General features: G+C 63.1%; 22 protein-coding genes. 13 read left to right on the forward strand and 9 right to left on the reverse strand.

The window, feature by feature from the left end:
- Positions 1-66: 66 nt before the first annotated feature.
- From M2395_RS14840 to dinG, 3 genes are all read right to left on the reverse strand, one after another.
- Positions 67-1,212 carry an EstA family serine hydrolase gene (locus M2395_RS14840; RefSeq protein ID WP_019094465.1) on the reverse strand — a complete coding sequence of 382 codons (1,146 nt, stop codon included), beginning with the start codon at positions 1,210-1,212 and terminating at the stop codon, positions 67-69.
- 160 nt (positions 1,213-1,372) lie between these two features.
- Positions 1,373-3,760 carry a beta-galactosidase gene (locus M2395_RS14845; RefSeq protein ID WP_123430175.1) on the reverse strand — a complete coding sequence of 796 codons (2,388 nt, stop codon included), beginning with the start codon at positions 3,758-3,760 and terminating at the stop codon, positions 1,373-1,375.
- A gap of 93 nt (positions 3,761-3,853) precedes the next feature.
- Positions 3,854-5,998: an ATP-dependent DNA helicase DinG gene (gene dinG, locus M2395_RS14850; protein WP_011059621.1), complete on the reverse strand. Its 2,145-nt coding sequence runs from the start codon at positions 5,996-5,998 to the stop codon at positions 3,854-3,856.
- A 99-nt stretch (positions 5,999-6,097) separates the two neighbouring features.
- Between dinG and M2395_RS14855 the strand changes: the two genes are divergently transcribed.
- Entirely contained in the window at positions 6,098-6,562 is a 465-nt protein-coding gene (locus M2395_RS14855; protein ID WP_011059620.1) for a CopD family protein, read from the forward strand.
- 60 nt (positions 6,563-6,622) lie between these two features.
- Here the strand turns inward: M2395_RS14855 and M2395_RS14860 are convergent, their stop codons facing one another.
- From M2395_RS14860 to M2395_RS14870, 3 genes are all read right to left on the reverse strand, one after another.
- The gene (locus M2395_RS14860; protein ID WP_015634398.1) at positions 6,623-7,381 is read right to left on the reverse strand and encodes a hypothetical protein; all 759 of its coding nucleotides are present in this window, start codon (positions 7,379-7,381) and stop codon (positions 6,623-6,625) included.
- On the reverse strand, positions 7,374-7,652 hold the full coding sequence (locus M2395_RS14865) for a DUF1145 domain-containing protein (protein WP_123430174.1): 279 nt from the start codon (positions 7,650-7,652) through the stop codon (positions 7,374-7,376). The genes M2395_RS14860 and M2395_RS14865 overlap by 8 nt, the downstream gene beginning before the upstream one ends.
- A gap of 249 nt (positions 7,653-7,901) precedes the next feature.
- The gene (locus tag M2395_RS14870) at positions 7,902-8,591 is read right to left on the reverse strand and encodes an OmpA family protein (RefSeq protein WP_011059617.1); all 690 of its coding nucleotides are present in this window, start codon (positions 8,589-8,591) and stop codon (positions 7,902-7,904) included.
- 190 nt (positions 8,592-8,781) lie between these two features.
- On the opposite strand from M2395_RS14870, the gene M2395_RS14875 reads away from it, so the two are divergent.
- The 4 genes from M2395_RS14875 to M2395_RS14890 all read left to right on the forward strand — a co-directional run bounded on the left by M2395_RS14875 (position 8,782) and on the right by M2395_RS14890 (position 10,517).
- Positions 8,782-9,279: a DUF6231 family protein gene (locus M2395_RS14875; RefSeq protein ID WP_011059616.1), complete on the forward strand. Its 498-nt coding sequence runs from the start codon at positions 8,782-8,784 to the stop codon at positions 9,277-9,279.
- A gap of 4 nt (positions 9,280-9,283) precedes the next feature.
- Entirely contained in the window at positions 9,284-9,760 is a 477-nt protein-coding gene (locus M2395_RS14880) for a YchJ family protein (protein WP_011059615.1), read from the forward strand.
- Between the two features lie 64 nt (positions 9,761-9,824).
- On the forward strand, positions 9,825-10,310 hold the full coding sequence (locus M2395_RS14885; protein WP_015634397.1) for an LEA type 2 family protein: 486 nt from the start codon (positions 9,825-9,827) through the stop codon (positions 10,308-10,310).
- 6 nt (positions 10,311-10,316) lie between these two features.
- The gene (locus M2395_RS14890; protein WP_007923047.1) at positions 10,317-10,517 is read left to right on the forward strand and encodes an SEC-C metal-binding domain-containing protein; all 201 of its coding nucleotides are present in this window, start codon (positions 10,317-10,319) and stop codon (positions 10,515-10,517) included.
- Between the two features lie 38 nt (positions 10,518-10,555).
- Here M2395_RS14890 and M2395_RS14895 read toward each other — a convergent pair whose 3' ends face one another.
- Entirely contained in the window at positions 10,556-11,125 is a 570-nt protein-coding gene (locus M2395_RS14895; protein ID WP_041751986.1) for a cysteine hydrolase family protein, read from the reverse strand.
- A gap of 141 nt (positions 11,126-11,266) precedes the next feature.
- On the opposite strand from M2395_RS14895, the gene M2395_RS14900 reads away from it, so the two are divergent.
- The 7 genes from M2395_RS14900 (at position 11,267) to M2395_RS14930 (ending at position 19,092) form a co-directional block, all read left to right on the forward strand.
- A complete protein-coding gene (locus M2395_RS14900; RefSeq protein WP_015634395.1) occupies positions 11,267-11,908 on the forward strand; it encodes a glutathione binding-like protein in 642 nt (213 codons plus the stop codon).
- A gap of 233 nt (positions 11,909-12,141) precedes the next feature.
- Positions 12,142-14,571: a penicillin acylase family protein gene (locus M2395_RS14905; protein WP_123430173.1), complete on the forward strand. Its 2,430-nt coding sequence runs from the start codon at positions 12,142-12,144 to the stop codon at positions 14,569-14,571.
- Positions 14,572-14,896: 325 nt separating this feature from the next.
- Positions 14,897-15,679: a transporter substrate-binding domain-containing protein gene (locus M2395_RS14910; protein ID WP_077933441.1), complete on the forward strand. Its 783-nt coding sequence runs from the start codon at positions 14,897-14,899 to the stop codon at positions 15,677-15,679.
- Positions 15,680-15,735: 56 nt separating this feature from the next.
- A complete protein-coding gene (locus M2395_RS14915; RefSeq protein ID WP_011059609.1) occupies positions 15,736-16,464 on the forward strand; it encodes an ABC transporter permease in 729 nt (242 codons plus the stop codon).
- Entirely contained in the window at positions 16,461-17,171 is a 711-nt protein-coding gene (locus M2395_RS14920; protein ID WP_011059608.1) for an ABC transporter permease, read from the forward strand. The genes M2395_RS14915 and M2395_RS14920 overlap by 4 nt, the downstream gene beginning before the upstream one ends.
- 23 nt (positions 17,172-17,194) lie before the next feature.
- The gene (locus M2395_RS14925) at positions 17,195-18,313 is read left to right on the forward strand and encodes a succinylglutamate desuccinylase/aspartoacylase family protein (protein WP_053156655.1); all 1,119 of its coding nucleotides are present in this window, start codon (positions 17,195-17,197) and stop codon (positions 18,311-18,313) included.
- Positions 18,314-18,327: 14 nt separating this feature from the next.
- The gene (locus M2395_RS14930) at positions 18,328-19,092 is read left to right on the forward strand and encodes an ABC transporter ATP-binding protein (protein WP_123430417.1); all 765 of its coding nucleotides are present in this window, start codon (positions 18,328-18,330) and stop codon (positions 19,090-19,092) included.
- Positions 19,093-19,144: 52 nt separating this feature from the next.
- On the opposite strand, the gene M2395_RS14935 is transcribed toward M2395_RS14930, so the two are convergent.
- Together M2395_RS14935 and dcd are read right to left on the reverse strand one after the other, a co-directional pair.
- Positions 19,145-19,357 (reverse strand): hypothetical protein, encoded by a 213-nt coding sequence (locus M2395_RS14935; RefSeq protein ID WP_011059605.1) that lies wholly within the window; start codon positions 19,355-19,357, stop codon positions 19,145-19,147.
- Positions 19,358-19,463: 106 nt separating this feature from the next.
- Positions 19,464-20,030 carry a dCTP deaminase gene (dcd, locus tag M2395_RS14940; protein WP_011059604.1) on the reverse strand — a complete coding sequence of 189 codons (567 nt, stop codon included), beginning with the start codon at positions 20,028-20,030 and terminating at the stop codon, positions 19,464-19,466.
- Between the two features lie 352 nt (positions 20,031-20,382).
- Between dcd and M2395_RS14945 the strand changes: the two genes are divergently transcribed.
- Positions 20,383-20,592 carry a cold-shock protein gene (locus M2395_RS14945; RefSeq protein WP_002554837.1) on the forward strand — a complete coding sequence of 70 codons (210 nt, stop codon included), beginning with the start codon at positions 20,383-20,385 and terminating at the stop codon, positions 20,590-20,592.
- Positions 20,593-20,680: the final 88 nt, after the last annotated feature.

The following is a 20,680-nucleotide window of genomic DNA, read 5'->3' on the forward strand; positions in this document are numbered from 1 at the left end:
CCACAGGGTTCCATCCTGCAGCTTTCCAAGCATGTTTAAGCAAAAAAGTTCTTAACAGCAACCTTTTTACAGACAATCCGACAAAACCCGCACCAGCTTCTGTGCCCGAGGGTCCATCAATACATAGGGCCCCAGGGTATTTGTCACAAAACCGAACGCCACATCATGCTCCGGGTCAGCAAAACCGATGGAGCCCCCTGCCCCCGGATGCCCGAACGCCCGCGCGCCCAGGCCAAAGGTGGCATTGGCTACCTGGGGCTGGTCGAGCATGCAACCCAGGCCGAAGCGGGTCTGGGTCAGCAACGTCTTGTCCATGCCCAGGCTGTGTTCCCGAGTCAGCTCTTCGAGCATGTCGGCTTCCAGCAAACTGCCGTCCAGCAGGCCGCTGTAGAACCCGGCGAGGCTGCGGGCATTGCCGTGGCCGTTGGCCGCCGGCTGCTGCATGCGCCGCCACTCGGGTTTATTGGTGCTGGTCAGGATAGACGGTGGATTGGTAAATGCCCGAGTACTCATCGCATCGGGTTCGCGCATGGTGACTTGCAGCAGGCGCTGGGCCGCAGCATCGCCGATGTTGCCCTTGCCACGGGCGATATGCGCCACGCGGTAGAACTCCTCATCGGCCAGGCCGACATGGAAGTCCAACCCCAAAGGCCTGGCGACCCGGGCCACGATGGACTCCCCCGGCCCGCGCCCATCGGCACGCCGGATCAACTCGCCCACCAGCCAGCCATAGGTGATGGCTGCGTAGCCGTGCCCCTCACCGGGCGTCCACCAGGGCTGCTCGGCGGCCAGGGCATCGACCATGGTCTGCCATTCGTAAAGGGCTTGCGCGGGCAACAGCTCGCGCACTGCCGGCAGGCCGGCCTGATGGCAGAGCAACTGGCGCAAAGTAATGGCTGCCTTGCCCGCCGCGGCGAATTCCGGCCAGTAGTCGGCCACGGGCGCATCCAGCTTGAGCTTGCCCTCGGCCACCAACTGCAGCGCGGTGACTGCGGTAAAGGTCTTGGTGCAGGAGAACAGGTTGGCGATGGTGTCGCTGTGCCAGGCCTCGGCGCCGTCCTTGTCCGCGGTACCGGCCCACAGGTCGATGACGGTTTCCCCGCCGACCTGGATGCACAGCGCCGCGCCGCGCTCCTGGGAGTCCTCGAACAGGGCGGCGAACGCCTCGCGTACCGCTTCGAATTTAAGCTCGTAATGACCTTGAATCTGCACCCCTGACTCCCCCTGCAACAAAGCTCGACAACGTGGCGCGCATTGTTCCAGCCCCGAAGGCATTTGGGAACAGCCGGCGAGCTGCCGGCTGTCACCGGCAAACCCTCGTTTCAGAGGGCTGCCCGGGGTTTCCCGGAAAGCCGCTCAGGCCTTGTGAACGTCAATGACCGTTGCCGGCATGGCCTCCGGCGTGCCCGCCCGGGCCCTTGCCGGCGCGGCCTTTGTCAGCACCATCGCCCCCATGCTCACCAGCCACGGCCTGCTCCGCCTCGACCCGAGCCTGCTCCGCGGCCTTGCCCAACTGATCAATGGCCTGCAGGTTGCTCTTGCGCACGCTGTCGACAAAGCCCTGGAACGGCACATCGGTGATGCCCACCAGGCCGAAATGGCCGTTTTCACCGTCCAGCAAGCGCCCGGTCACCGGCTGGTCCAGGTACTGGAACCAGTGCACGCCGACAATCGACGGCTCGCTGACCGCCTGCTTGAGGAAGTTGGCATAGGCCGGGCCACGGTCCTCTTCCCGGGCCAGCTCGGTCACACCGCCCCAGAACGGACCGCGATCCCGGGAACCGAAGTTGAACTCGGTCACCAGTACCGGCTTGTCGAGGCTGCGCAGGTAGGCAAAGTCCTGACCGTCCTGGGGCTTGAGGGTGTACATGTTGAAGCTCAAGACATCGCAGTACTGGGCGCAGGAAGCCACGGCCTCAGGGTTGCTCACGGCAAACCGCCCGCCCAGCAGCAGGTGGTTGGGGGCGTGCCATTTCAGCGAGTCGGAGATGGTCTTGAAGTAGGTATCGGCGAAGACCTTCTGGAAATACTTGAAGTCGGCCTCGATCTCCGGGTGCTCCGGGCTCGGCAACGGCGGCACGAACCCCGGGTCTTCCATCAACTCCCAGGCCGGCAGGTCGATGCCCCAGGCTTTCGACAGCCCGGCCTGGTTGCGGTACTTGTCCCGCAGTTGCTTGAGAAACGCGCGCTTGGCCGGTACGTCGGTGGTCAGGCGCAGGGTGCCGTAGGCCAGGGCATAGCGGGATTTGGCATCGTCGCCGGGGCCGGCCCAGGCCAATTCGTTGTCGGCAAAGTAGCCGATCAGCCAGGGGTCGTCCCGATGGTCGCGGGCGGCAATGGCCACGGCACGTTCGGTGGCCATGGCAAAGCGCGGGTCGAAAGGATCCGGCATGCCGCCCCACCAGTCACTGCCGGTGCTGATGCTGGCGTAATCACCCACGATCGACAGCGGCAAGGTGTAAGGCACCCGGTCGGCCAGCCCCAGGGCCGGAGCGCTCCAGTTGCCGATGGTATTGAAGCCCCAGGCCTGCAAGCGGTCCAGGGTGTGGCCAACCCAGCGTTTCTGGTCGAAGGCCGGTGCCACGCAAGGAGTTGCCTGGGGCGCCGGCGAGGTGTCGGCCGGCGCCTGCTGCGCAGTGACACTGTCCGCGGTGCAGGGCTTGCCGTAGGTCCGTTGCAGGTTGGCCTGATAGAAGTCATACCAGCGCCCTGAACCATAGCCACGGCCCTGGTCGGCGCCATTGCCGCCACGGTTGTCGCCTTCACCGTAATACGCCGCCAGGGGTTCGTCGTCCTTGGGCAAGGCACCGAACATCCATTCCCGGCCCGCGACATAGGTCTGGTTGTTGTCGGGCGCCACAGTATTGACCCCCAGGGAATAGAACGGATGCCCCTGCGGGGTCACGAGGAACCAGCGACCATCTCGTTTTTCCGTGCGAAAGAAACCGCTGGCCTTGAAGCTCGGCCCCTTGTTCCAGCCACCGTAGCTGTCCAGCGAAGCCTTCTCGCGCTCCCCCAGCCAGCCCTGGAGCTGTTGTTGCTCCTTGGCGTCGGCCGCCTTGAGCTGATCGTCACTGGTGATCTTTTCCGGCCAGCGGGCCCGGGTCGATTGACCGTAGGCATCCACCAGGGAACCGTAGACCGCCTTGATCACCCCCTCGCCGTCCTGCACGCCGAAACGCTCCAGCAGAATGCTCTGGGCCGCCTTGGGGTTGTCCATGGACAAGGTCACCGACACCACCTGGCTGCGGTCCAGTTGCCCTTCACTGCTGGCCAGCAGGATGCGCTGGCCGTCCAGGGTCATCGGCATCGGTGGCGCGGCCTTCATGCCCTGGCTCAGCGGACTGCTGGCCACCAGTGGCACCAGCAGGGTCTGCGCCGGGCCGGCAGGCAGGTCGACGCGGCTGACCAGGGTCTTGCCATCATTGCTCTGGATGGTCACGTAGAGGGTCAGGGCCCAGTTCATCGCGCTCTGGATACGCAGGCTCATCATTCCCGACTGAGACCAGTCCCAGGCCCCGCTCTGGGGCGCCAGGCTCAGGCTCGGCCGGCTCGTGGGGTTGAAGATGATGCGCCGCAGCACTTCGCCTTCGGCCGTTTGCTCTGCGTTGGATTGCGGCAGGCTGGCATCCTGTGTCGCCACCTGCACCACAGCAGCAGGTCGGACAAAGTTGAACAGCGTCTGTTGTCCGGCAGGGGCCGCCCAGACGGGCGCGGCAAACAACAGGGCAAATACAGCGGGCAACGAACGGCGAATCATATGAACCTGGCTCTCCCTAAAGACCGATGAACGGCCGGTGCTGAAGCGGTGACATGAAATAGACAGCACGGCACGCAAATATGCGGGCCGTGCTTAAGATATTTCTCGGCGAAACGGCGGCAAGGCATTGAGGATAGCCTTGCCATAGCGCTGGGTGACCAGACGGCGGTCCAGCAGAGTGATGGTGCCGCGGTCCTGTTCGGTGCGCAGCAGGCGACCGCAGGCCTGGACCAGCTTGAGGGATGCATCCGGCACCGAGATTTCCATGAACGGGTTGCCGCCACGGGCTTCGATCCACTCCGCCAGCGCCGCCTCTACCGGGTCATCCGGCACCGAGAACGGGATCTTGGCGATCACCACGTGTTCGCAGTAGGCCCCGGGCAAGTCCACCCCTTCGGCGAAACTCGCCAGGCCGAACAGCACGCTGGAATCGCCACCGTCGACCCGCGCCTTGTGCTTGTTCAGGGTTTCCTGCTTGGACAGGTTGCCCTGGATGAACACCTGCTTGCGCCAGTCCCGGTCCAGGCCGTCGAACACGTCCTGCATCTGCTTGCGCGAGGAGAACAGCACCAGGGTGCCTCGCGAGCCCTCCACCAGTTCCGGCAGGTCGCGAATGATCGCCGCGGTATGCGCTGGCGCGTCCCGCGGGTCGGCCCGCAGGTCGGGCACCCGCAGCACCCCGGCATCGGCATGGTGGAAAGGGCTCGGCACCACGGCGGTCACGGCCTTTTTCGGCAGGCCGGCACGCATGCGGAAACGGTCGAAAGTGCCCAGGGCAGTCAGGGTCGCCGACGTCACCAGGGCACCGTAGGCCACGTTCCACAGATTGCGTCGGAGCATTTCCGCAGCGAGGATCGGGCTGGCGTTGACCTCGATGTCGAACAGCGAGCCGCTTTCGGCCAGGGTCAGCCAGCGGGCCATGGGCGGATTGTCTTCCGGGTCCTCGACGGTGAACGCGGTCCACAGTTCCCAGTTGCCCGAGGCACGGGCCAGCAGGCTGCCGAACAGCGGGTACCACTCTTCGGCCTGGTTGCTGGCGATACCGATGTTGACCTCGCCATCCATGCCTTCCTTGAGCAACTCGGTCAGGCGGGTGAACAGGTCGGTGAGACGGGAAAAGCCCTTTTTCAACTCAAGGCCCATCTCGCGCATATGCTCGGGGATCAGCCCGCCGACAAAACGGTGGCGTGGCCGCTCGCGGCCTTCCATGTCTTCGCCGGTGCGGAAATCGGCGATCTGCTCGCAGGCGGTGAACATGAACTGCTGCTGGGTCTTGATCTCCCGCGCCAGCTCCGGCACCTGCTCGATCAGGCGCCCCAGATCACCCGGCAACGGATGCTGGGCCAGCAGCTTGGTGAGGTTCTTGGCGGTCTGCTCCAGCCAGTCGGCAGTGGAGCGCAGGCGGGTGTAATGGGCGAAGTGGCCAATGGCCTTGTCCGGCAGGTGGTGACCTTCGTCGAACACATAGAGAGTGTCGCGCGGGTCCGGCAGCACGGCGCCGCCGCCCAGGGCCAGGTCGGCCAGGACCATGTCGTGGTTGGTGACAATCACATCGACCTTGCCCATGCCCTCCCGAGCCTTATAGAAGGCGCACTGGCCGAAGTTCGGGCAATGGCGGTTGGTGCACTGGCTGTGGTCGGTGGTCAGGCGCGCCCAGTCGGCGTCTTCCAGGGCCGTGGGCCAGCTGTCGCGGTCGCCGTCCCATTTATTGCCGGCGAGTTTTTCGATCATGCTGGTGAACAGCTTCTGGCTGGCTTCATCCACTTCGATCTTGAAGCCTTCTTCCTCGAACAGCTGGGCCGTGGCGGTCTGGGCGTGGCCTTCCTGGAGCAGCATGTCGAGCTTGGACAGGCACATGTAGCGACCACGGCCCTTGGCCAGGGAGAAGCTGAAGTTCAGCCCGCTGTTGCGCATCAGGTCGGGCAGGTCCTTGTAGACGATCTGCTCCTGCAGGGCGACGGTGGCGGTAGCGATCACCAGGCGCTTGCCGGCGGCCTTGGCCGTGGGAATTGCCGCCAGGCTGTAGGCCACGGTCTTGCCGGTACCGGTGCCGGCTTCCACGGCGACCACCGCCGGGTCGCCACTGCGCCGGCCTTCGTCGTCGGTGTCGATATCACCCAGGACCTTGGCCACTTCGGCGATCATCAGGCGCTGGCCGTAACGCGGCTTGAGGCTCTTGGCTTCGAGAAAACGCGAGTAGGCGCCCTGGATCGTGGTTTTGAGTTCGTTGCTGATCATGGTTTTTCGGGCGCACAAAACGCTGGATAAATTTTCAGTGGTTCGAATCGGCCGCTATCATACCCCGCTAATTCATCCCGCGCAGAACGGAGTACCCGAATGACCCCTTTCGCCCTTGCCTACACCCTGCATGTCCTGGCCGCCCTGGTCTGGGTCGGCGGCATGTTCTTCGCCTGGATGGTCCTGCGCCCGGCGGCAATGGTGGCCCTGGAGGGGCCGGCGCGGCTGAAGTTGTGGGCGCAAGTGTTTCCGCGTTTTTTCGTCTGGGTGTGGATCGCCGTGGTGCTGTTGCCGATCAGCGGTATCGGCCTGCTGCATTTGCGCTTCAGCGGCTTTGAAACCGCGCCCAAGTATGTGCAGATCATGATGGGCCTGTACCTGGTGATGACCGCCCTGTTCATCCGCATCCAGTCCCTGCAGTTGCCGGAGCTGCGCAAGGCAGTAGCGGCCGAGGATTGGCCCGCTGGTGCCGCGGCGCTGGGCAAGATCCGCCGGCTGGTGGGCAGCAACCTGATCATCGGCCTGGTGCTGGTCGCCCTGGCGGCGGCCCGGCCGACCTTCTGAAAACAGGCCGCCCGCTACAGAAGCGGGCGGCCGGGCAAGGTTCAACGCAAGCGTTACGGCTTATAGGCGCTGCACCGTCAGCGCGCCAGGCTCGCCGGCTGGGCCAGGCTGCCCCTGGGCGCCGGGCCGTCCGCTCTTGCCACCGTCGGTGCGGTACACCAGGCACCCCTTGGACTTGCCGCCCGCACCCGGCTTGCCACCGGCACCGGCCAGCCCGCCTGCGCCACCATCGACCCAGACCTTGATCTGCTCGCTGGGGAAGTCTCGCGGCAGTTCCACCCGGACCTGGGCGCCTGCCGCACCAGGACGGCCATCGCCGCCATTGTCACCGTCAGCCCCACGCCCCGCGCTGCCCCAGGTGCAGCCCGGTTCCTGGCCATTGGCGCCATCCAGACCGACATAACCCGGCGCACCGGCACCACCCCGGGCGTCCACAGACAGCGTCTCGGCCTGCAACGACTCGATGCGCAGGTTCAGGTTGCGCCCCGGCTTGGCGGCCTTCAGGTAGGTACCCGGCGCGCCTCGGGAAGTGATCTGGCTACCCGCTTCCAGCTCCGCACGGCGGACAGTCAAGTGCAGGCTCTGTTCGGTAGGGACGATGGCGATCCGCGCCTCATGCCCCAGCAGCAGTTCGTCCACCTTGAGCTCGGTGACATTGGCCGGGATCAGCAAGGTGCCATAGTCCGCCACTTCCAGCCGCTCCAGTTGCAGAGTGCTGGCGGTATTGGGCAGACGCATCAGGGAGTTGGTTTCGACCTTGACCACCTGGGCCATGGCCAGGGGGCTGCAGAAAAGAGCCAGCAGGCAGAGCTTACGCATGGTCGGCCTCGACAACGACAGGAGCAGGAAGAGTCTGCAGGTGGAAGATCCCCACCAGCAGGATGTACAGCCGGTCACGCCAGGGATGTGGCCGATCCTTGAGGCTGCCGTTGAACAGCAGCAGTTCCAGCAAATGGGTCAGCAGCAACAGGCTGCCCGCCAGATTCACTAGAAGATGCAGCGGGTTGATCAACGTCCTGGCCAGGTTGATCAGCACCACCAACCAGAAAACCAAGGTCAGAAACTTCCCCAGCCCCCATAAAACCTTCATACGCTCCCCTCGTGAATTATTCTTTGCGCGCACAGTAACGACTTATCCCGGGGGTAAGCCAGAGGGGAATGAAAATTCTTCACGAAGTGGCTGTTTAGCCACCGGATCGACGAGGATCGCCCGTTACAGACAGGCTGAGCCCATCGCCGAGAAGACACCGGGATCAAAGGCTCCTGCGCCATCAGCATGGTCCTGGCACAGGAGCAGAGGCGGCCACGTGCGGCTCGTCGCCGCACAGGCCCTGGGGTTTCAGCGGTTGATCTGGATTTCCGTACGACGGTTCATCGCCCGGCCTTCGGCGGTCTTGTTATCCGCCACTGGCTTGCTTTCACCGGCGCCGGTTACCGAGACGAAGCTGCTGCGGGGAATGCCGTTGCTGATCAGGTACTCCACGACCGAGTGGGCGCGCTTGTCCGAGAGTTTCTGGTTGTAGGCATCGCTGCCGACGCTGTCGGTATGGCCGGTCACTCGCAGTTGGGCACTCGACGCCTCCTGTTTCAGTCGGGTGACAATGGTGTTGAGCTTGGTTTTGTCGGCATCGGTCAGCTTGGCCGAGTCGAAATGGAAGTGCACATCACGAATGACAATGGTTTCTTCCTTGACCACTACCACCTCTTCTACCACCGGTGGCGGTGGTGGGCAGCCGTTGGCATCGACCTGGACGCCTCTGGGTGTGTGGGGGCACTTGTCGCGGCTGTCCGGCACGCCATCGCCGTCCTCGTCGCCATCACCTTTTACCCAGCAGTACGCACCCGCCAGGCCACCGACCACCAGTGCGCCGCCGCCCGCCCACGAGGAGCTTTCGGTGGCGCCCAGCGCCGCGCCCGTGACGCCACCTACCGCGGCGCAGATCGGCCAGTCGGTTTTCTGCAAACCTGCACAACCAGTCAACACACTGGTTAACAGAACCAGGGGTACTGCCGTCCGAATGATGCTCATCTGATTTCTCCTGAGGGATCGGCTCAAGGCCGATTCACGGAGTAAAGACCGCGCATTTCATCTGCGCCAGCACCTGGCTATCACCGGTTTCGCCCCGTAAACACGGGAGGTTCGCCGATTTAGTGGTGAACCGCTCTAGGCCCGCAGATGCCGGCACGCTAGTCTTTAGCGTTCTGACCGAGGAGCTAAGATGAGCGCCGGCATTTCCAACCGTACCCCGCAGCAGGCCCTGGCGGCTTTGCTGGATCGCTACGCACCACAACAGCTGCTGCTGATCGGTGCCAGCGACTTCCCCGCCCTGGCTGCCTTCAAGGAGGCCCACCCCACGACCCAAGTGGCCCAGGCGGCACCCGGCCCTCTGCCTGCGGAACTGGCAGCGCGACGTTTCGACCTGGCCCTGGCCGTGGATTGCCTGGAGCACTTGCCCAAGCGCGACGGCCTGAACCTGCTTGGGGGCATTCGCAACCTCAATGCCAGCCGGATCGCCGTGCTGGCCGACCTGTGTGCCTGCGGCTGGCAGGAAACCGACTTCTATTCCCTGGCGTTGCAGGCCAGCGAACGCTTTCAGCGCGATGAACAGGTCCTGACCCTGTTCACCTACGATCTGCTTGAATACAAGCAAGTGCCCGATTGGCTCAACTCACGATTCTGGGCAAACCCGGAAAACTTTGGAAAGTATTGGTGGTAACACAATGAGTGCCTCGATTTGTCCCTGCGGCAGCGGCAACCTGCTGGATGCCTGCTGCGGCCACTACCATGCCGGCCATCCCGCGCCCTGCGCGGAAGCCCTGATGCGTTCGCGCTACAGTGCCTATGTGCTGGGGCAGGTGGATTACCTGCTGGCCACCACCCTGCCGGCGCAACAGGCGGGCCTGGATCGCCAGTCCATCAGCGACTGGAGCGCCCAAAGCACCTGGCTGGGGTTGCAGGTCGAAAGCTCGGAAGTCTTCGGCGGCCAGCCCGAGCATGCCTTTGTCACCTTTACTGCCCGCTGGCACGACAGCCAGGGCGAGCATAGCCACCGCGAACGCTCATCCTTCGTGCAGAACCAGGGACGCTGGTATTTCATCGACCCCACGGTTCCCCTCAAATCCGGCCGCAACGACGCCTGCCCCTGTGGCAGCGGGCACAAGTTCAAGAAGTGCTGCGCCAGCTATTTCAGCCGCTGAGCCACTACCGGCCGATACCAACCCGGGCCCAGGATGGGCACCGGCATCCAGAGGGAGTCTTGCAATGATCGGTGAGCTGCGTGCGTTACGAACCTTGTGCCTGCTCGGCGCGCTGGGCCTGACGGGTTGTGCCTCCTGGTTCAGCGATGAGTCCGTCGACCCGACGGTGCATCTGGTCAAGGTCGAGGTGGTCAAGGCCAACCTGCTGGAACAACGCTTCACCCTGCACCTGCGGGTGGATAACCCCAACGACAGCGACCTGACCGTGCGTCGCCTGACCTACAAGGTCTACCTGGAGCGCTTCCTGCTCAGCGAAGGCGAGCACGAACACTGGTTCACCGTCACGCCCCACAGCAGCCGCTTCTTCAAGGTGCCGGTGCGGACCAACCTGTGGCCGCAGATCCGCGATGTGGTGAAATTGCTGCGCAAGCCCGAGCGACCTATCCCCTACCGCCTCGAAGGGGAACTGGAAATCGGATTATTCATCGGCCAGGACGTGCACCTGAAGCGCAATGGCGTGATAATTCCCGGCGATTTTATCCCGGAGTAACCCGCAATGACCCAGCAACCTCATGTCCATGGCCCTGACTGCAACCACGATCATGACCATCACGATCACGACCATGGCCATGTTCACGGCCCGCACTGCAACCACGCCCACCAGGAGCCGGTACGCAACGCACTGAAAGACGTTGGCCGCAACGACCCTTGCCCATGCGGCAGCAGCAAGAAATTCAAGAAGTGCCACGGCGCCTGACCTGAGCGCGGGCGGGGCCTGCCTTAGCACTTGCGCCTTCAGCTGCGCCCGGCCTCCTGGGCCAGCAACTGCGCCAGGTCCAGGACGGTGGCGTACTCGCCATCCAGATTGGCCAGCGACATGGCATGCACCTCCTCGGCACTACGGGCCCGACCGCTGAAGTCGGGCTTGTCGAAGGTGTAGCAGGCGTCGGCCACCACCCACACGGCAAAGCCCAGGTTGCCAGCCGTACGCGCCGTCGACTCCACAGAGTTGTTGGTGGCAACACCGACAATCACCAACCCGGCAATCCCCTCGCGCCGCAAATCCGCTTCCAGCGAATTGGCGCAAAACGCATCCGGCACCTGCTTCTGAACCCGCCATTCCCCGTCCCGGGGCTCAAAGCACGGTTGAAACTCCACCCCCGACTGCCCGGGCCAGAACACCGAATCCGGCGAACGCGACAGGTGTTGCACATGGATCACCGGCCAGCCGCGGGCGCGCCAGTGGGCCAGCAGTTCGAGCATCCGCACCTGCGCCTCGGGGTTGTTGCGCGGGCCAAGCCGAGGCTGGAGGATGCCTTGCTGCTGGTCGATGAGCATCAGTGCGGTGCTGGCCGGAAGGGGCATGTTTTTCTCTGTCGAGGTCATTGAATTTGCCGCACTTGAGCATCACTTAGCTGTTCAGGCAAGCCATCGAATGCAGACAGGACGACCTAATGCCGGAGTTTGCTGTCCTTAAGCACAGATACAACCCAATTGGAGCGTTCCATGATCGACCTGTATTACTGGACCACCCCCAACGGCCACAAGATCTCCCTGTTCCTGGAAGAAGCCGGCCTGCCCTACACCCTGTACCCGGTGAACATCGGCCTGGGTGAGCAATTCAAGCCCGAATTCCTGAAGATCGCGCCCAACAACCGCATTCCGGCGATCGTTGACCACCAACCCGCCGATGGCGGCCAGCCACTGTCGCTGTTCGAGTCCGGGGCGATCCTGTTGTACCTCGCGGAAAAGACCGGCCAGTTCCTGCCCCAGGACCTGCGCGGGCGCCAGGAAGCCCTGCAATGGCTGTTCTGGCAGATGGGCGGGCTGGGGCCGATGGCAGGGCAAAATCATCACTTCAGCCAGTTCGCCCCGGAAAAGATCCCCTACGCCATCAAACGTTATGTGGATGAAACCGCGCGCCTGTACGGCGTGCTCGATCGGCGCCTGGCGGACCGCAAGTTCGTCGCCGGCAGCGACTACAGCATTGCCGACATGGCGATCTATCCCTGGATCGCTTCCTACAAGAAGCAGAGCCAGAAACTCGAGGACTTCCCGCATCTGCAGCGCTGGTTCAACAGCATCCAGGCCCGGCCGGCTACCGAGCGGGCCTATGCCTTGGTAGAGCAGGTCAATCCCGCCTCCTGAGCCTTGTGCCTGCAGGAGCTGGCTTGCCAGTCACGGTGCCCGCAAGGGCCAGCCAAGGCCAGAAGGCCTCTTCGCCGGCAAGCCGGCTCCTACGGGTTTTGCCAGGCGCTGACGCGCCGGCGATCGCTATTTGCAGCGTCGTCGAGAAATACCTCCTGCCCCCGCTTGCGCGGCACTCGCCTGCTCACTAACGTAGCGCCTTTATCGACGCTACCCCCCGCAGGAGCTTTGCCATGGCCTCGCCAGCCTTCTCACATTTTCTTCCCCGGTTCGGCGTTGCCGCGGCAGTGGCCAGTGCTCTGAGCCTGGCCGGTTGCCAGTCCTGGAACACTCAAGACACCCTGCCCCCCACCTCTGGCGTGCAACCGCTCAAGGGCCTGGCACAGAACGTTTCCGTGCGGCGCAACGCGGTCGGCGTACCGCTGATCGAAAGCAGCAGCTTCCATGACGCCCTGTTCACCCTGGGCTATGTGCACGCCAGCGACCGCATTGGCCAGATGGTGACCCTGCGCCTGCTGGCACAGGGCCGCCTGGCCGAAATGTCCGGTGCCGACGCACTGGAAGTGGACCGCCTGATGCGCGCGATCAACCTGAAGAAAAGCGCCGATGAGCTGTACAAGGCTTCGTCGCCACGGATCAAGCGCTTCTTCGAGGTCTATGCCCGGGGCGTCAACGCCTACCTGTTCCGCTATCGCGACAAGCTGCCGCCGGACCTGGCAGCCCAGGGCTACACCCCCGAATACTGGAAAGCCGAGGATTCGGCGCTGATCTTCTGCCTGCTGAACTTCGGCCAGTCCGCCAACCTGCAAGAAGAGATCAACGCCCTGGTGCTGGCGCAGAAAGTCGGCAGCGACAAACTGCCGTGGCTGACTCCGAGCTATCCCGATGAACCCCTGCCCCTGGCCGAAGCGGAAAAGCTCAAGGGCCTGAATCTCACTGTGCCGGGCCTGAACGAAGTCAGCCGCGCCATCAACCGTCTGGCCCAGCTCAACAGCCTGGGCACCCGCGGCGGCAGCAACCTGGCCATCGCCCCACAGCGCAGCCGCACCGGCCGCAGCCTGCTGGCCGCCGACAGCCACCTGCAAGCCTGGTACTACACCCAGATCCGCGCGCCGAAATACCAGGCCGCTGGCGCGTCCATCGCTGGCCTGCCGGCGATTCTCCAGGGCTTCAACGGCAAGGTGGCCTGGAGCATGAGCTCGGTGGAGGGAGACAACCAGGACCTGTTCCTGGAAAAGCTCAAGCGCCAGGGCAACGCCCTGTACTACCAGAACAACGGCAAATGGCAGCCGGTGACCGTGCGCAACGAAACCTATTTCGTCAAAGGCCAACGGCCGATTCGCGAAGCCGTGTACGAAACCCGCCATGGCCCGCTGCTCAACAGCGCCCTGGGGGCAGCGCTCGGTAACGGTTTCGGCCTGGCCCTGCAGACGCCGGAGCTCAAGGACGACAAGACCCTGGACGCCTTCTTCGACCTGTCCCGGGCGCAGAACGTCGAGAAGGCCTCGGATGCCAGTCGGGAAATCCGCGCCATCGCCCTGAACATGGTGTTTGCCGACGCCAGCAACATCGGCTGGCAAGTCACCGGGCGCTTCCCCAACCGCCGCGAAGGCGAAGGCTTGCTGCCTTCACCGGGTTGGGATGGCCGTTACGACTGGGACGGCTACGCCGACCCGATGCTCCACCCCTACGACCAGGACCCGCCCCAGGGCTGGATCGCCACAGCCAACCAGCGAGTGATCTCGCGGGGCTACGGCATGCAGCTGTCCAATTCCTGGCACGCCCCGGAACGGGCCGAGCGCATGGCCGGTCTGGCCTCCAGCGGCAAGCAGGACAACCGCAGCCTGATCGCCCTGCAGTACGACCAAAGCACCCTGTTCGCCGCCAAACTGAAAAAGATGTTCGAAGCTCCGGGCATGGCCCAGCCGCTGAAGCAGGCCATCGAGGCCTTGCCCGATACCGAACGCGCCAAGGCCAGGGAAGCCTATAGCCGCTTGCTGGCGTTCGACGGCAAGGTCAGCGCCGGCTCGGCCGACGCGGCGTTGTACGAATTGTTCCTGCAGGAGAGCGCCAAGCAGATCTTCCTCGACAAGCTCGGCCCCGAGTCCAGTGACGCCTGGCAAGCCTTCGTCGCCAACGGCAACCTTTCCTACTCGGCCCAGGCCGACCACCTGTTGGGCCAGGAAGATAGCCCGTTCTGGGACGATTCGCGCACCGCGCAAAAGGAAGACAAGCCAGCCATCCTCGCCCGCAGCCTGGCAGCCGCCATCAGCTCCGGCGAGCAACTGCTGGGCGCCGACCGCAAGGCCTGGCAATGGGGCAAGCTGCACAGCTACCAGTGGACCAACGCCAATGGCCGGCAGATCCGTGGCCCGCTTCAGGCCGGGGGCGACCACAACACCATCAACAGCGCCGCGTACCGTTGGGGGCAGGATTTTGCCATCACCGATACACCGGCCCTGCGCTTGATCGTGGATTTCGGCCTCAGCGAACCCTTGATGGGCCTCAACAGCAGCGGCCAGTCCGGCAACCCGGTGAGCCCCAACTATGCCAACGGCATCGACGGCTGGCTCAAGGCCCAGTACCTGAGCCTGCCGATGCAACCGCAGAACTTCGAGCGCAGCTACGGCAAGACGCTCCTGACCCTGGTTCCAGGCAAGTAACCTTCCCCCACCCGCTTGCACGTCCTGTGCAAGCGGGCCTGCTCCAAAACGAACAGCTCACCGGCGCCCTCAACCGCGCTTGGCACTGGCAGCCCTCTCAGTTCGCCCATCGTAGATTGCCCACCCCTTCGCACCTTATTGGCGCCTACCAAAAATCACGCCCCATCTCAGCGCACGGGTTCCCTCATGTCGCTGCTTTCCAGCGCTTTTAAAACACCTGTTCGGGACTCTGGTTCGGAAATTGCTACTTTCATTAAGTCTTATGCGGTCCAGTAACAGTACTCATGCGCCACAAGCGCTCATATTGGTTCTTAGGGATTGAATAATGAAAAAAGCATTGCTGACCCTTTCTGCATTGGCTTTCTGCATGGCCGCCGGCTCCGCGCTGGCCAAGGAATACAAGGAACTGCGCTTCGGCGTCGACCCTTCCTACGCCCCCTTCGAATCCAAGGCCGCCGACGGCAGCCTGGTGGGTTTCGACATCGACCTGGGCAATGCCATCTGTGCCGAGCTGAAGGTCAAGTGCAAGTGGGTCGAAAGTGACTTCGACGGCATGATTCCAGGCCTCAAGGCCAATAAATTCGACGGTGTGATCTCGTCCATGACCGTCACCCCGGCTCGCGAGAAAGTCATCGACTTCTCCAACGAACTGTTTTCCGGCCCCACCGCATTCGTGTTCAAGAAAGGCTCGAGACTGAGCGAAGACACCGCCTCGCTCAAGGGCAAGACCGTCGGCTACGAGCAGGGCACCATTCAGGAAGCCTACGCCAAGGCCGTGCTGGACAAGGCCGGGGTCAAGACCCAGGCCTATCAGAACCAGGACCAGGTCTATGCCGACCTGACTTCCGGGCGCCTCGATGCCTCGATCCAGGACATGCTGCAGGCCGAACTGGGCTTCCTCAAGTCACCGCAAGGCGCTGACTATGAGATCAGCAAGCCGGTGGACGACCCGCTGCTGCCGGCCAAGACCGCGGTGGGTATCTCGAAAGGTAACAAAGAGCTGAAAGCGCTTCTGGATAAAGGTATCAAAGCGTTACACGATGATGGCACCTACGCCACCATCCAGAAAAAACACTTCGGTGACCTGAACCTCTACAGCGGTAAATAACCTGTCGGCGCCCATCCTCGATGGGCGCCTTTTTTATCGCTACGGGTCACAGATCGATGCTCGAAGAACTTCTAAAAAACCTGGGGCTTTCCGCGCTCAGCCTGAAGGGTTTCGGCCCTCTGCTGCTGGAAGGTACCTGGATGACCATCAAGTTGTCGGTGTTGTCGCTGCTGGTCAGCGTTTTGCTGGGCCTGATCGGCGCCAGCGCCAAATTGTCCAGCGTTGCCCTGCTGCGGGTTCCGGCCCAGCTCTACACCACCCTGATCCGCGGCGTACCGGACCTGGTCCTGATGCTGCTGATTTTCTACAGCCTGCAAACCTGGTTGACCTCCTTTACCGATTTCATGGAGTGGGACTACATCGAGATCAACCCCTTCAGCGCCGGGGTGATCACCCTGGGTTTCATCTATGGCGCCTACTTCACCGAAACCTTTCGCGGGGCGATCCTTGCCGTGCCCCGGGGCCAGGTGGAAGCGGCCACCGCCTATGGCCTGAAACGCGGCCAGCGCTTTCGCTTCGTGGTCTTTCCGCAAATGATGCGCTTTGCCCTGCCAGGCATCGGCAACAACTGGATGGTGATGCTCAAGGCCACGGCCCTGGTGTCGATCATTGGCCTGGCCGACCTGGTCAAGGCTGCCCAGGACGCCGGCAAGAGCACCTACCAACTCTTCTACTTCCTGGTTCTGGCGGCGCTGATCTACCTGTTGATCACCAGTGCCTCCAACTTTGTCCTGCGCAGGCTTGAACGGCGTTACGCCGCCGGCGCCCGGGAGGCCGTGCGATGATCGAACTCCTGCAGGAATACTGGCGTCCCTTCCTTTATAGCGATGGCTACCACGTGACCGGCCTGGCCATGACCATGTGGCTGCTCAGTGCCTCGATCTGCATCGGCTTTTTGGTGTCGATCCCGCTGTCCATCGCCCGGGTCTCGCCCAAGCGCTACATCCGCTGGCCGGTGCAGTTCTACACCTACCTGTTTCGTGGCACACCGCTCTATATCCAGTTGCTGATCTGCTACACCGGGATCTACAGCATCGCCGCGATTCGCGCACAGCCAGTCCTGGATGCGTTCTTTCGCGATGCAATGAACTGCACCATCCTTGCCTTCGCCCTGAACACCTGCGCCTACACCACGGAGATCTTCGCCGGGGCGATCCGCAGCATGGCCCACGGCGAAGTCGAAGCGGCCAAGGCCTATGGCCTGAGCGGCTGGAAGCTGTACGCCTACGTGATCATGCCCTCGGCCCTGCGCCGCTCGTTGCCCTACTACAGCAACGAAGTGATCCTGATGCTGCACTCCACCACAGTGGCCTTCACCGCGACCATTCCCGACATCCTGAAAATCGCCCGCGACGCCAACTCGGCGACCTTCCTGACATTTCAGTCGTTCGGCATCGCCGCCATCATCTACCTGTGCGTGACCTTCGCCCTGGTGGGCCTGTTCCGCCTCGCTGAACGCCGCTGGCTGGCCTTCCTCGGGCCGACCCACTAGGACTTGCTGCAGGAAAACCGTCAATGCGCCACGAGATCCACGACCTGCTCGCCCCGCTGCCGGGCACCGCGCGCCAGGTCCACAGCTTTCACTTCGGCCCGCCCCAGGTCGCCGGCAAGGTCTATATCCAGTCCTCCCTGCACGCCGACGAGTTGCCCGGCATGCTGGTTGCCTGGCACCTCAAGCAACACCTGGCGGAGCTGGAAGCCGCCGGGCGCCTGCGCCAGGAAATCGTCCTGGTGCCGGTGGCCAATCCGGTGGGCCTGGAACAGGTGCTGATGGATGTGCCCCTGGGCCGCTACCAGCTGGAAAGCGGGCAGAACTTCAACCGCGGCTTCGCCGACCTGGGCGAACAAGTCGGCGATGCCATCGAAGGGCTGCTCAATGCCGACCCTGAACACAACCTTGAACTGATCCGCCGTCACCTGATCGATGCCCTGGCGCGCCAGCGGCCGCAAACCCAACTGCAGTCCCTGCAGTTGACCCTGCAACGGCTGGCCTGCGATGCCGACATGGTGCTGGACCTGCATTGCGACTTCGAGGCTGTGGCGCATCTCTACACCACCCCCGAAGCCTGGCCCCGGGTGGAGCCGCTGGCTCGCTACCTGGGCGCCGAAGCCTGCCTGCTGGCCACCGACTCCGCGGCCTGGTCGTTCGACGAATGCTTCAGCCTGCTGTGGTGGCAACTGCAACAGCGCTTCGGCGAGCGTTTCGCCATCCCGACAGGCAGCTTTGCGGTGACCGTCGAGCTGCGCGGCCAGGGCGACGTCAACCACGGCCTGGCCAGCCTCGACTGCCAGGCCCTGATCGACTACCTGACCCGGCTTGGGGCCATCGCCGGTGAAGCGCCGCCACTGCCCGAGCTGCCCTTCCCGGCCACGCCCCTGGCCGGCGTCGAACCGGTGGCGACCCCGGTAGGCGGGCTGCTGGTGTTCAACGCCCTGCCGGGGGAATACCTGGAGGCCGGGCAACTGGTGGCCGAAATCATCGACCCGATCCACGACCGGGTCACCCCCATCCATTGCAACAACGCCGGGCTCATGTACGCCCGCTCGCTGCGACGCATGGCCACCGCAGGCATGGTGATCGCCCATGTCGCCGGTCGCGAGGCCTATCGCAGCGGTTACCTACTTTCGCCTTGAGGATGCACGCCCCCATGTACAAATTGACCGTTGAAGGCCTGCATAAATGCTATGGCGACAATGAAGTGCTCAAAGGTGTTTCCCTCAAGGCCAGGACCGGCGACGTGATCAGCCTGATCGGCGCCAGCGGCTCGGGCAAGAGCACCTTCCTGCGCTGCATCAACTTTCTCGAAACCCCGGATGACGGCGCCATGAGCCTGGATGGCCAGCAGATCCGCATGGTCAGCGACCGCCACGGCATGCACGTGGCCGACCCGGCCGAGCTGCAGCGGATTCGCACCCGCCTGGCAATGGTGTTCCAGCACTTCAACCTGTGGAGCCACATGACCGTGCTGGAAAACATCACCATGGCCCCGCGCCGGGTGCTGGGGGTCAGCCCCAGGGAGGCCGAGGAACGCGCCCGGCGTTACCTGGACAAGGTCGGCCTGCCGGCACGGGTGGCCAGCCAGTACCCGGCGTTTCTATCCGGCGGCCAGCAGCAACGGGTGGCCATCGCCCGGGCCCTGGCCATGGAGCCGGAGGTCATGCTGTTCGACGAACCCACCTCGGCCCTGGACCCGGAGCTGGTAGGCGAGGTGCTCAAGGTGATCCAGGGCCTGGCCGAAGAGGGCCGGACCATGATCATGGTCACCCACGAGATGAGTTTTGCGCGCAAGGTGTCAAGCCAGGTGCTGTTCCTGCACAAGGGCCTGGTAGAGGAAGAAGGGGCTCCGGAGGACGTGCTGGGCAACCCGAAAAGCGAGCGCTTGCAGCAGTTTCTCAGCGGCAACCTGAAGTAACAGCGGTACCGCACCCGTTCAGGCTCTGGGCCGGGCGGGCGCGGTACGGGCTTCAGGCGACAGGCGCGGGAGGCGGCTCGTCGGGCAGGGTCGGTTCGCCCGGCTCGGTGGGTTCAAGGGGTTGCGGGGAATCGGGATCCGGCTGGCCGGGAATGCCACCGGCCATGCTGACGGGAGGATGCGCCAGCAGGGTCCAGGCCAGTACGCCAACCTGATTGGGTTCCAGCCTGGCCAAGGTGGCACTGATTCGCGGATCTATCTTCATGAGGGCACTCCTGAGCTGTGCCGGGTACGCCTTGCGCGTACCGGCAGTACCTCCAATAGAGTGCCTGCCGGCTCAGGAATTCCCGCTATTCGTCAGACAGACGAACTCAGGTGCGTGGCAGGGTCACGCCACGCTGGCCCTGGTATTTGCCGCCACGGTCCTTGTAGGACACTTCGCACTCTTCGTCCGACTCCAGGAACAACATCTGCGCCACGCCTTCGTTGGCGTAGATCTTCGCCGGCAAGGTGGTAGTGTTGGAGAATTCCAGGGTCACGTGGCCTTCCCACTCGGGTTCCAGCGGGGTCACGTTGACGATGATGCCGCAACGGGCATAGGTGCTCTTGCCCAGGCAGATGGTCAGCACGTTGCGCGGAATGCGGAAGTACTCGACGGTGCGTGCCAGGGCAAAGGAGTTCGGCGGAATGATGCAGACGTCGCTCTTGATGTCGACGAAGCTCTTTTCATCGAAGTTCTTCGGATCGACAGTGGCCGAATTGATGTTGGTGAACACCTTGAATTCGTCGGCGCAACGCACGTCGTAGCCGTAGCTCGACACCCCGAAGGAGATCAGCCGATCCTGGCCTTCGCCACGCATCTGGCGCTCTACGAAGGGCTCGATCATGCCGTGCTCTTGCGCCATGCGGCGAATCCACTTGTCCGATTTGATGCTCATGGCGGGTGTCCTGAAATAGCGAGGTGAAAAAAAACGGTCTGGCATCTTACCGGGGCGCGAGGTCGGGTTCAAAGTCTGGGACGTTTTTCTCGCCTCACGCCACGATTTTCAAGGGCTGGGCGACGAGCGCCCCGCCGTCAGTCACGAAAACCGAGAAACCTTCGCACTGACCATTGGCACGTTCAGGAAAAAGGGTTAAGGTGGCGCCACTGTGCTGCTTGTGTCACTGAGAATCTCTACACGATGTTGAATTTCGATCCAACCATCTCCAAGAATTTTTCCTGCTCTTTGCACTCAGTCTCGGCCAGGGCTTTTCCTGAGTCGCAGTTAACTTTGTCCAAGGAGATACACCATGTCTAATCGCCAAACCGGTACCGTTAAGTGGTTCAACGATGAAAAAGGCTTCGGCTTCATCACTCCACAATCCGGTGACGACCTGTTCGTACACTTCAAAGCTATCCAATCCGACGGCTTCAAAAGCCTGAAAGAAGGCCAACAGGTTTCTTTCATCGCTACCCGCGGTCAGAAAGGCATGCAAGCTGAAGAAGTTCAAGTTATCTAACTTGTACTGATCCAGTAAAAAAGCCCCGCCCTCAACAGCGGGGCTTTTTTGTGCCCGTCACTTTTGTCGGCGCCCTCGTTGAAAAGGC

The sequence above is a fragment of the Pseudomonas sp. BIGb0176 genome (assembly GCF_024810175.1).
GTDB lineage: Bacteria > Pseudomonadota > Gammaproteobacteria > Pseudomonadales > Pseudomonadaceae > Aquipseudomonas > Aquipseudomonas protegens.

Excerpts from the sequence above, each read along its gene's own strand:
- M2395_RS14870 (WP_011059617.1), bottom strand. The coding sequence starts at position 8,591 with ATGAGCATCATTCGGACGGCAGTACCCCTGGTTCTGTTAACCAGTGTG.
- M2395_RS14930 (WP_123430417.1), top strand. The coding sequence starts at position 18,328 with ATGTACAAATTGACCGTTGAAGGCCTGCATAAATGCTATGGCGACAAT.
- M2395_RS14885 (WP_015634397.1), top strand. The coding sequence starts at position 9,825 with ATGATCGGTGAGCTGCGTGCGTTACGAACCTTGTGCCTGCTCGGCGCG.
- dcd (WP_011059604.1), bottom strand. The coding sequence starts at position 20,030 with ATGAGCATCAAATCGGACAAGTGGATTCGCCGCATGGCGCAAGAGCAC.
- M2395_RS14905 (WP_123430173.1), top strand. The coding sequence starts at position 12,142 with ATGGCCTCGCCAGCCTTCTCACATTTTCTTCCCCGGTTCGGCGTTGCC.
- M2395_RS14915 (WP_011059609.1), top strand. The coding sequence starts at position 15,736 with ATGCTCGAAGAACTTCTAAAAAACCTGGGGCTTTCCGCGCTCAGCCTG.
- M2395_RS14900 (WP_015634395.1), top strand. The coding sequence starts at position 11,267 with ATGATCGACCTGTATTACTGGACCACCCCCAACGGCCACAAGATCTCC.
- M2395_RS14880 (WP_011059615.1), top strand. The coding sequence starts at position 9,284 with ATGAGTGCCTCGATTTGTCCCTGCGGCAGCGGCAACCTGCTGGATGCC.
- M2395_RS14895 (WP_041751986.1), bottom strand. The coding sequence starts at position 11,125 with ATGCCCCTTCCGGCCAGCACCGCACTGATGCTCATCGACCAGCAGCAA.
- M2395_RS14865 (WP_123430174.1), bottom strand. The coding sequence starts at position 7,652 with ATGAAGGTTTTATGGGGGCTGGGGAAGTTTCTGACCTTGGTTTTCTGG.
- M2395_RS14925 (WP_053156655.1), top strand. The coding sequence starts at position 17,195 with ATGCGCCACGAGATCCACGACCTGCTCGCCCCGCTGCCGGGCACCGCG.
- M2395_RS14860 (WP_015634398.1), bottom strand. The coding sequence starts at position 7,381 with ATGCGTAAGCTCTGCCTGCTGGCTCTTTTCTGCAGCCCCCTGGCCATG.
- M2395_RS14875 (WP_011059616.1), top strand. The coding sequence starts at position 8,782 with ATGAGCGCCGGCATTTCCAACCGTACCCCGCAGCAGGCCCTGGCGGCT.
- M2395_RS14855 (WP_011059620.1), top strand. The coding sequence starts at position 6,098 with ATGACCCCTTTCGCCCTTGCCTACACCCTGCATGTCCTGGCCGCCCTG.
- M2395_RS14845 (WP_123430175.1), bottom strand. The coding sequence starts at position 3,760 with ATGATTCGCCGTTCGTTGCCCGCTGTATTTGCCCTGTTGTTTGCCGCG.
- dinG (WP_011059621.1), bottom strand. The coding sequence starts at position 5,998 with ATGATCAGCAACGAACTCAAAACCACGATCCAGGGCGCCTACTCGCGT.
- M2395_RS14910 (WP_077933441.1), top strand. The coding sequence starts at position 14,897 with ATGAAAAAAGCATTGCTGACCCTTTCTGCATTGGCTTTCTGCATGGCC.
- M2395_RS14890 (WP_007923047.1), top strand. The coding sequence starts at position 10,317 with ATGACCCAGCAACCTCATGTCCATGGCCCTGACTGCAACCACGATCAT.
- M2395_RS14920 (WP_011059608.1), top strand. The coding sequence starts at position 16,461 with ATGATCGAACTCCTGCAGGAATACTGGCGTCCCTTCCTTTATAGCGAT.
- M2395_RS14945 (WP_002554837.1), top strand. The coding sequence starts at position 20,383 with ATGTCTAATCGCCAAACCGGTACCGTTAAGTGGTTCAACGATGAAAAA.
- M2395_RS14935 (WP_011059605.1), bottom strand. The coding sequence starts at position 19,357 with ATGAAGATAGATCCGCGAATCAGTGCCACCTTGGCCAGGCTGGAACCC.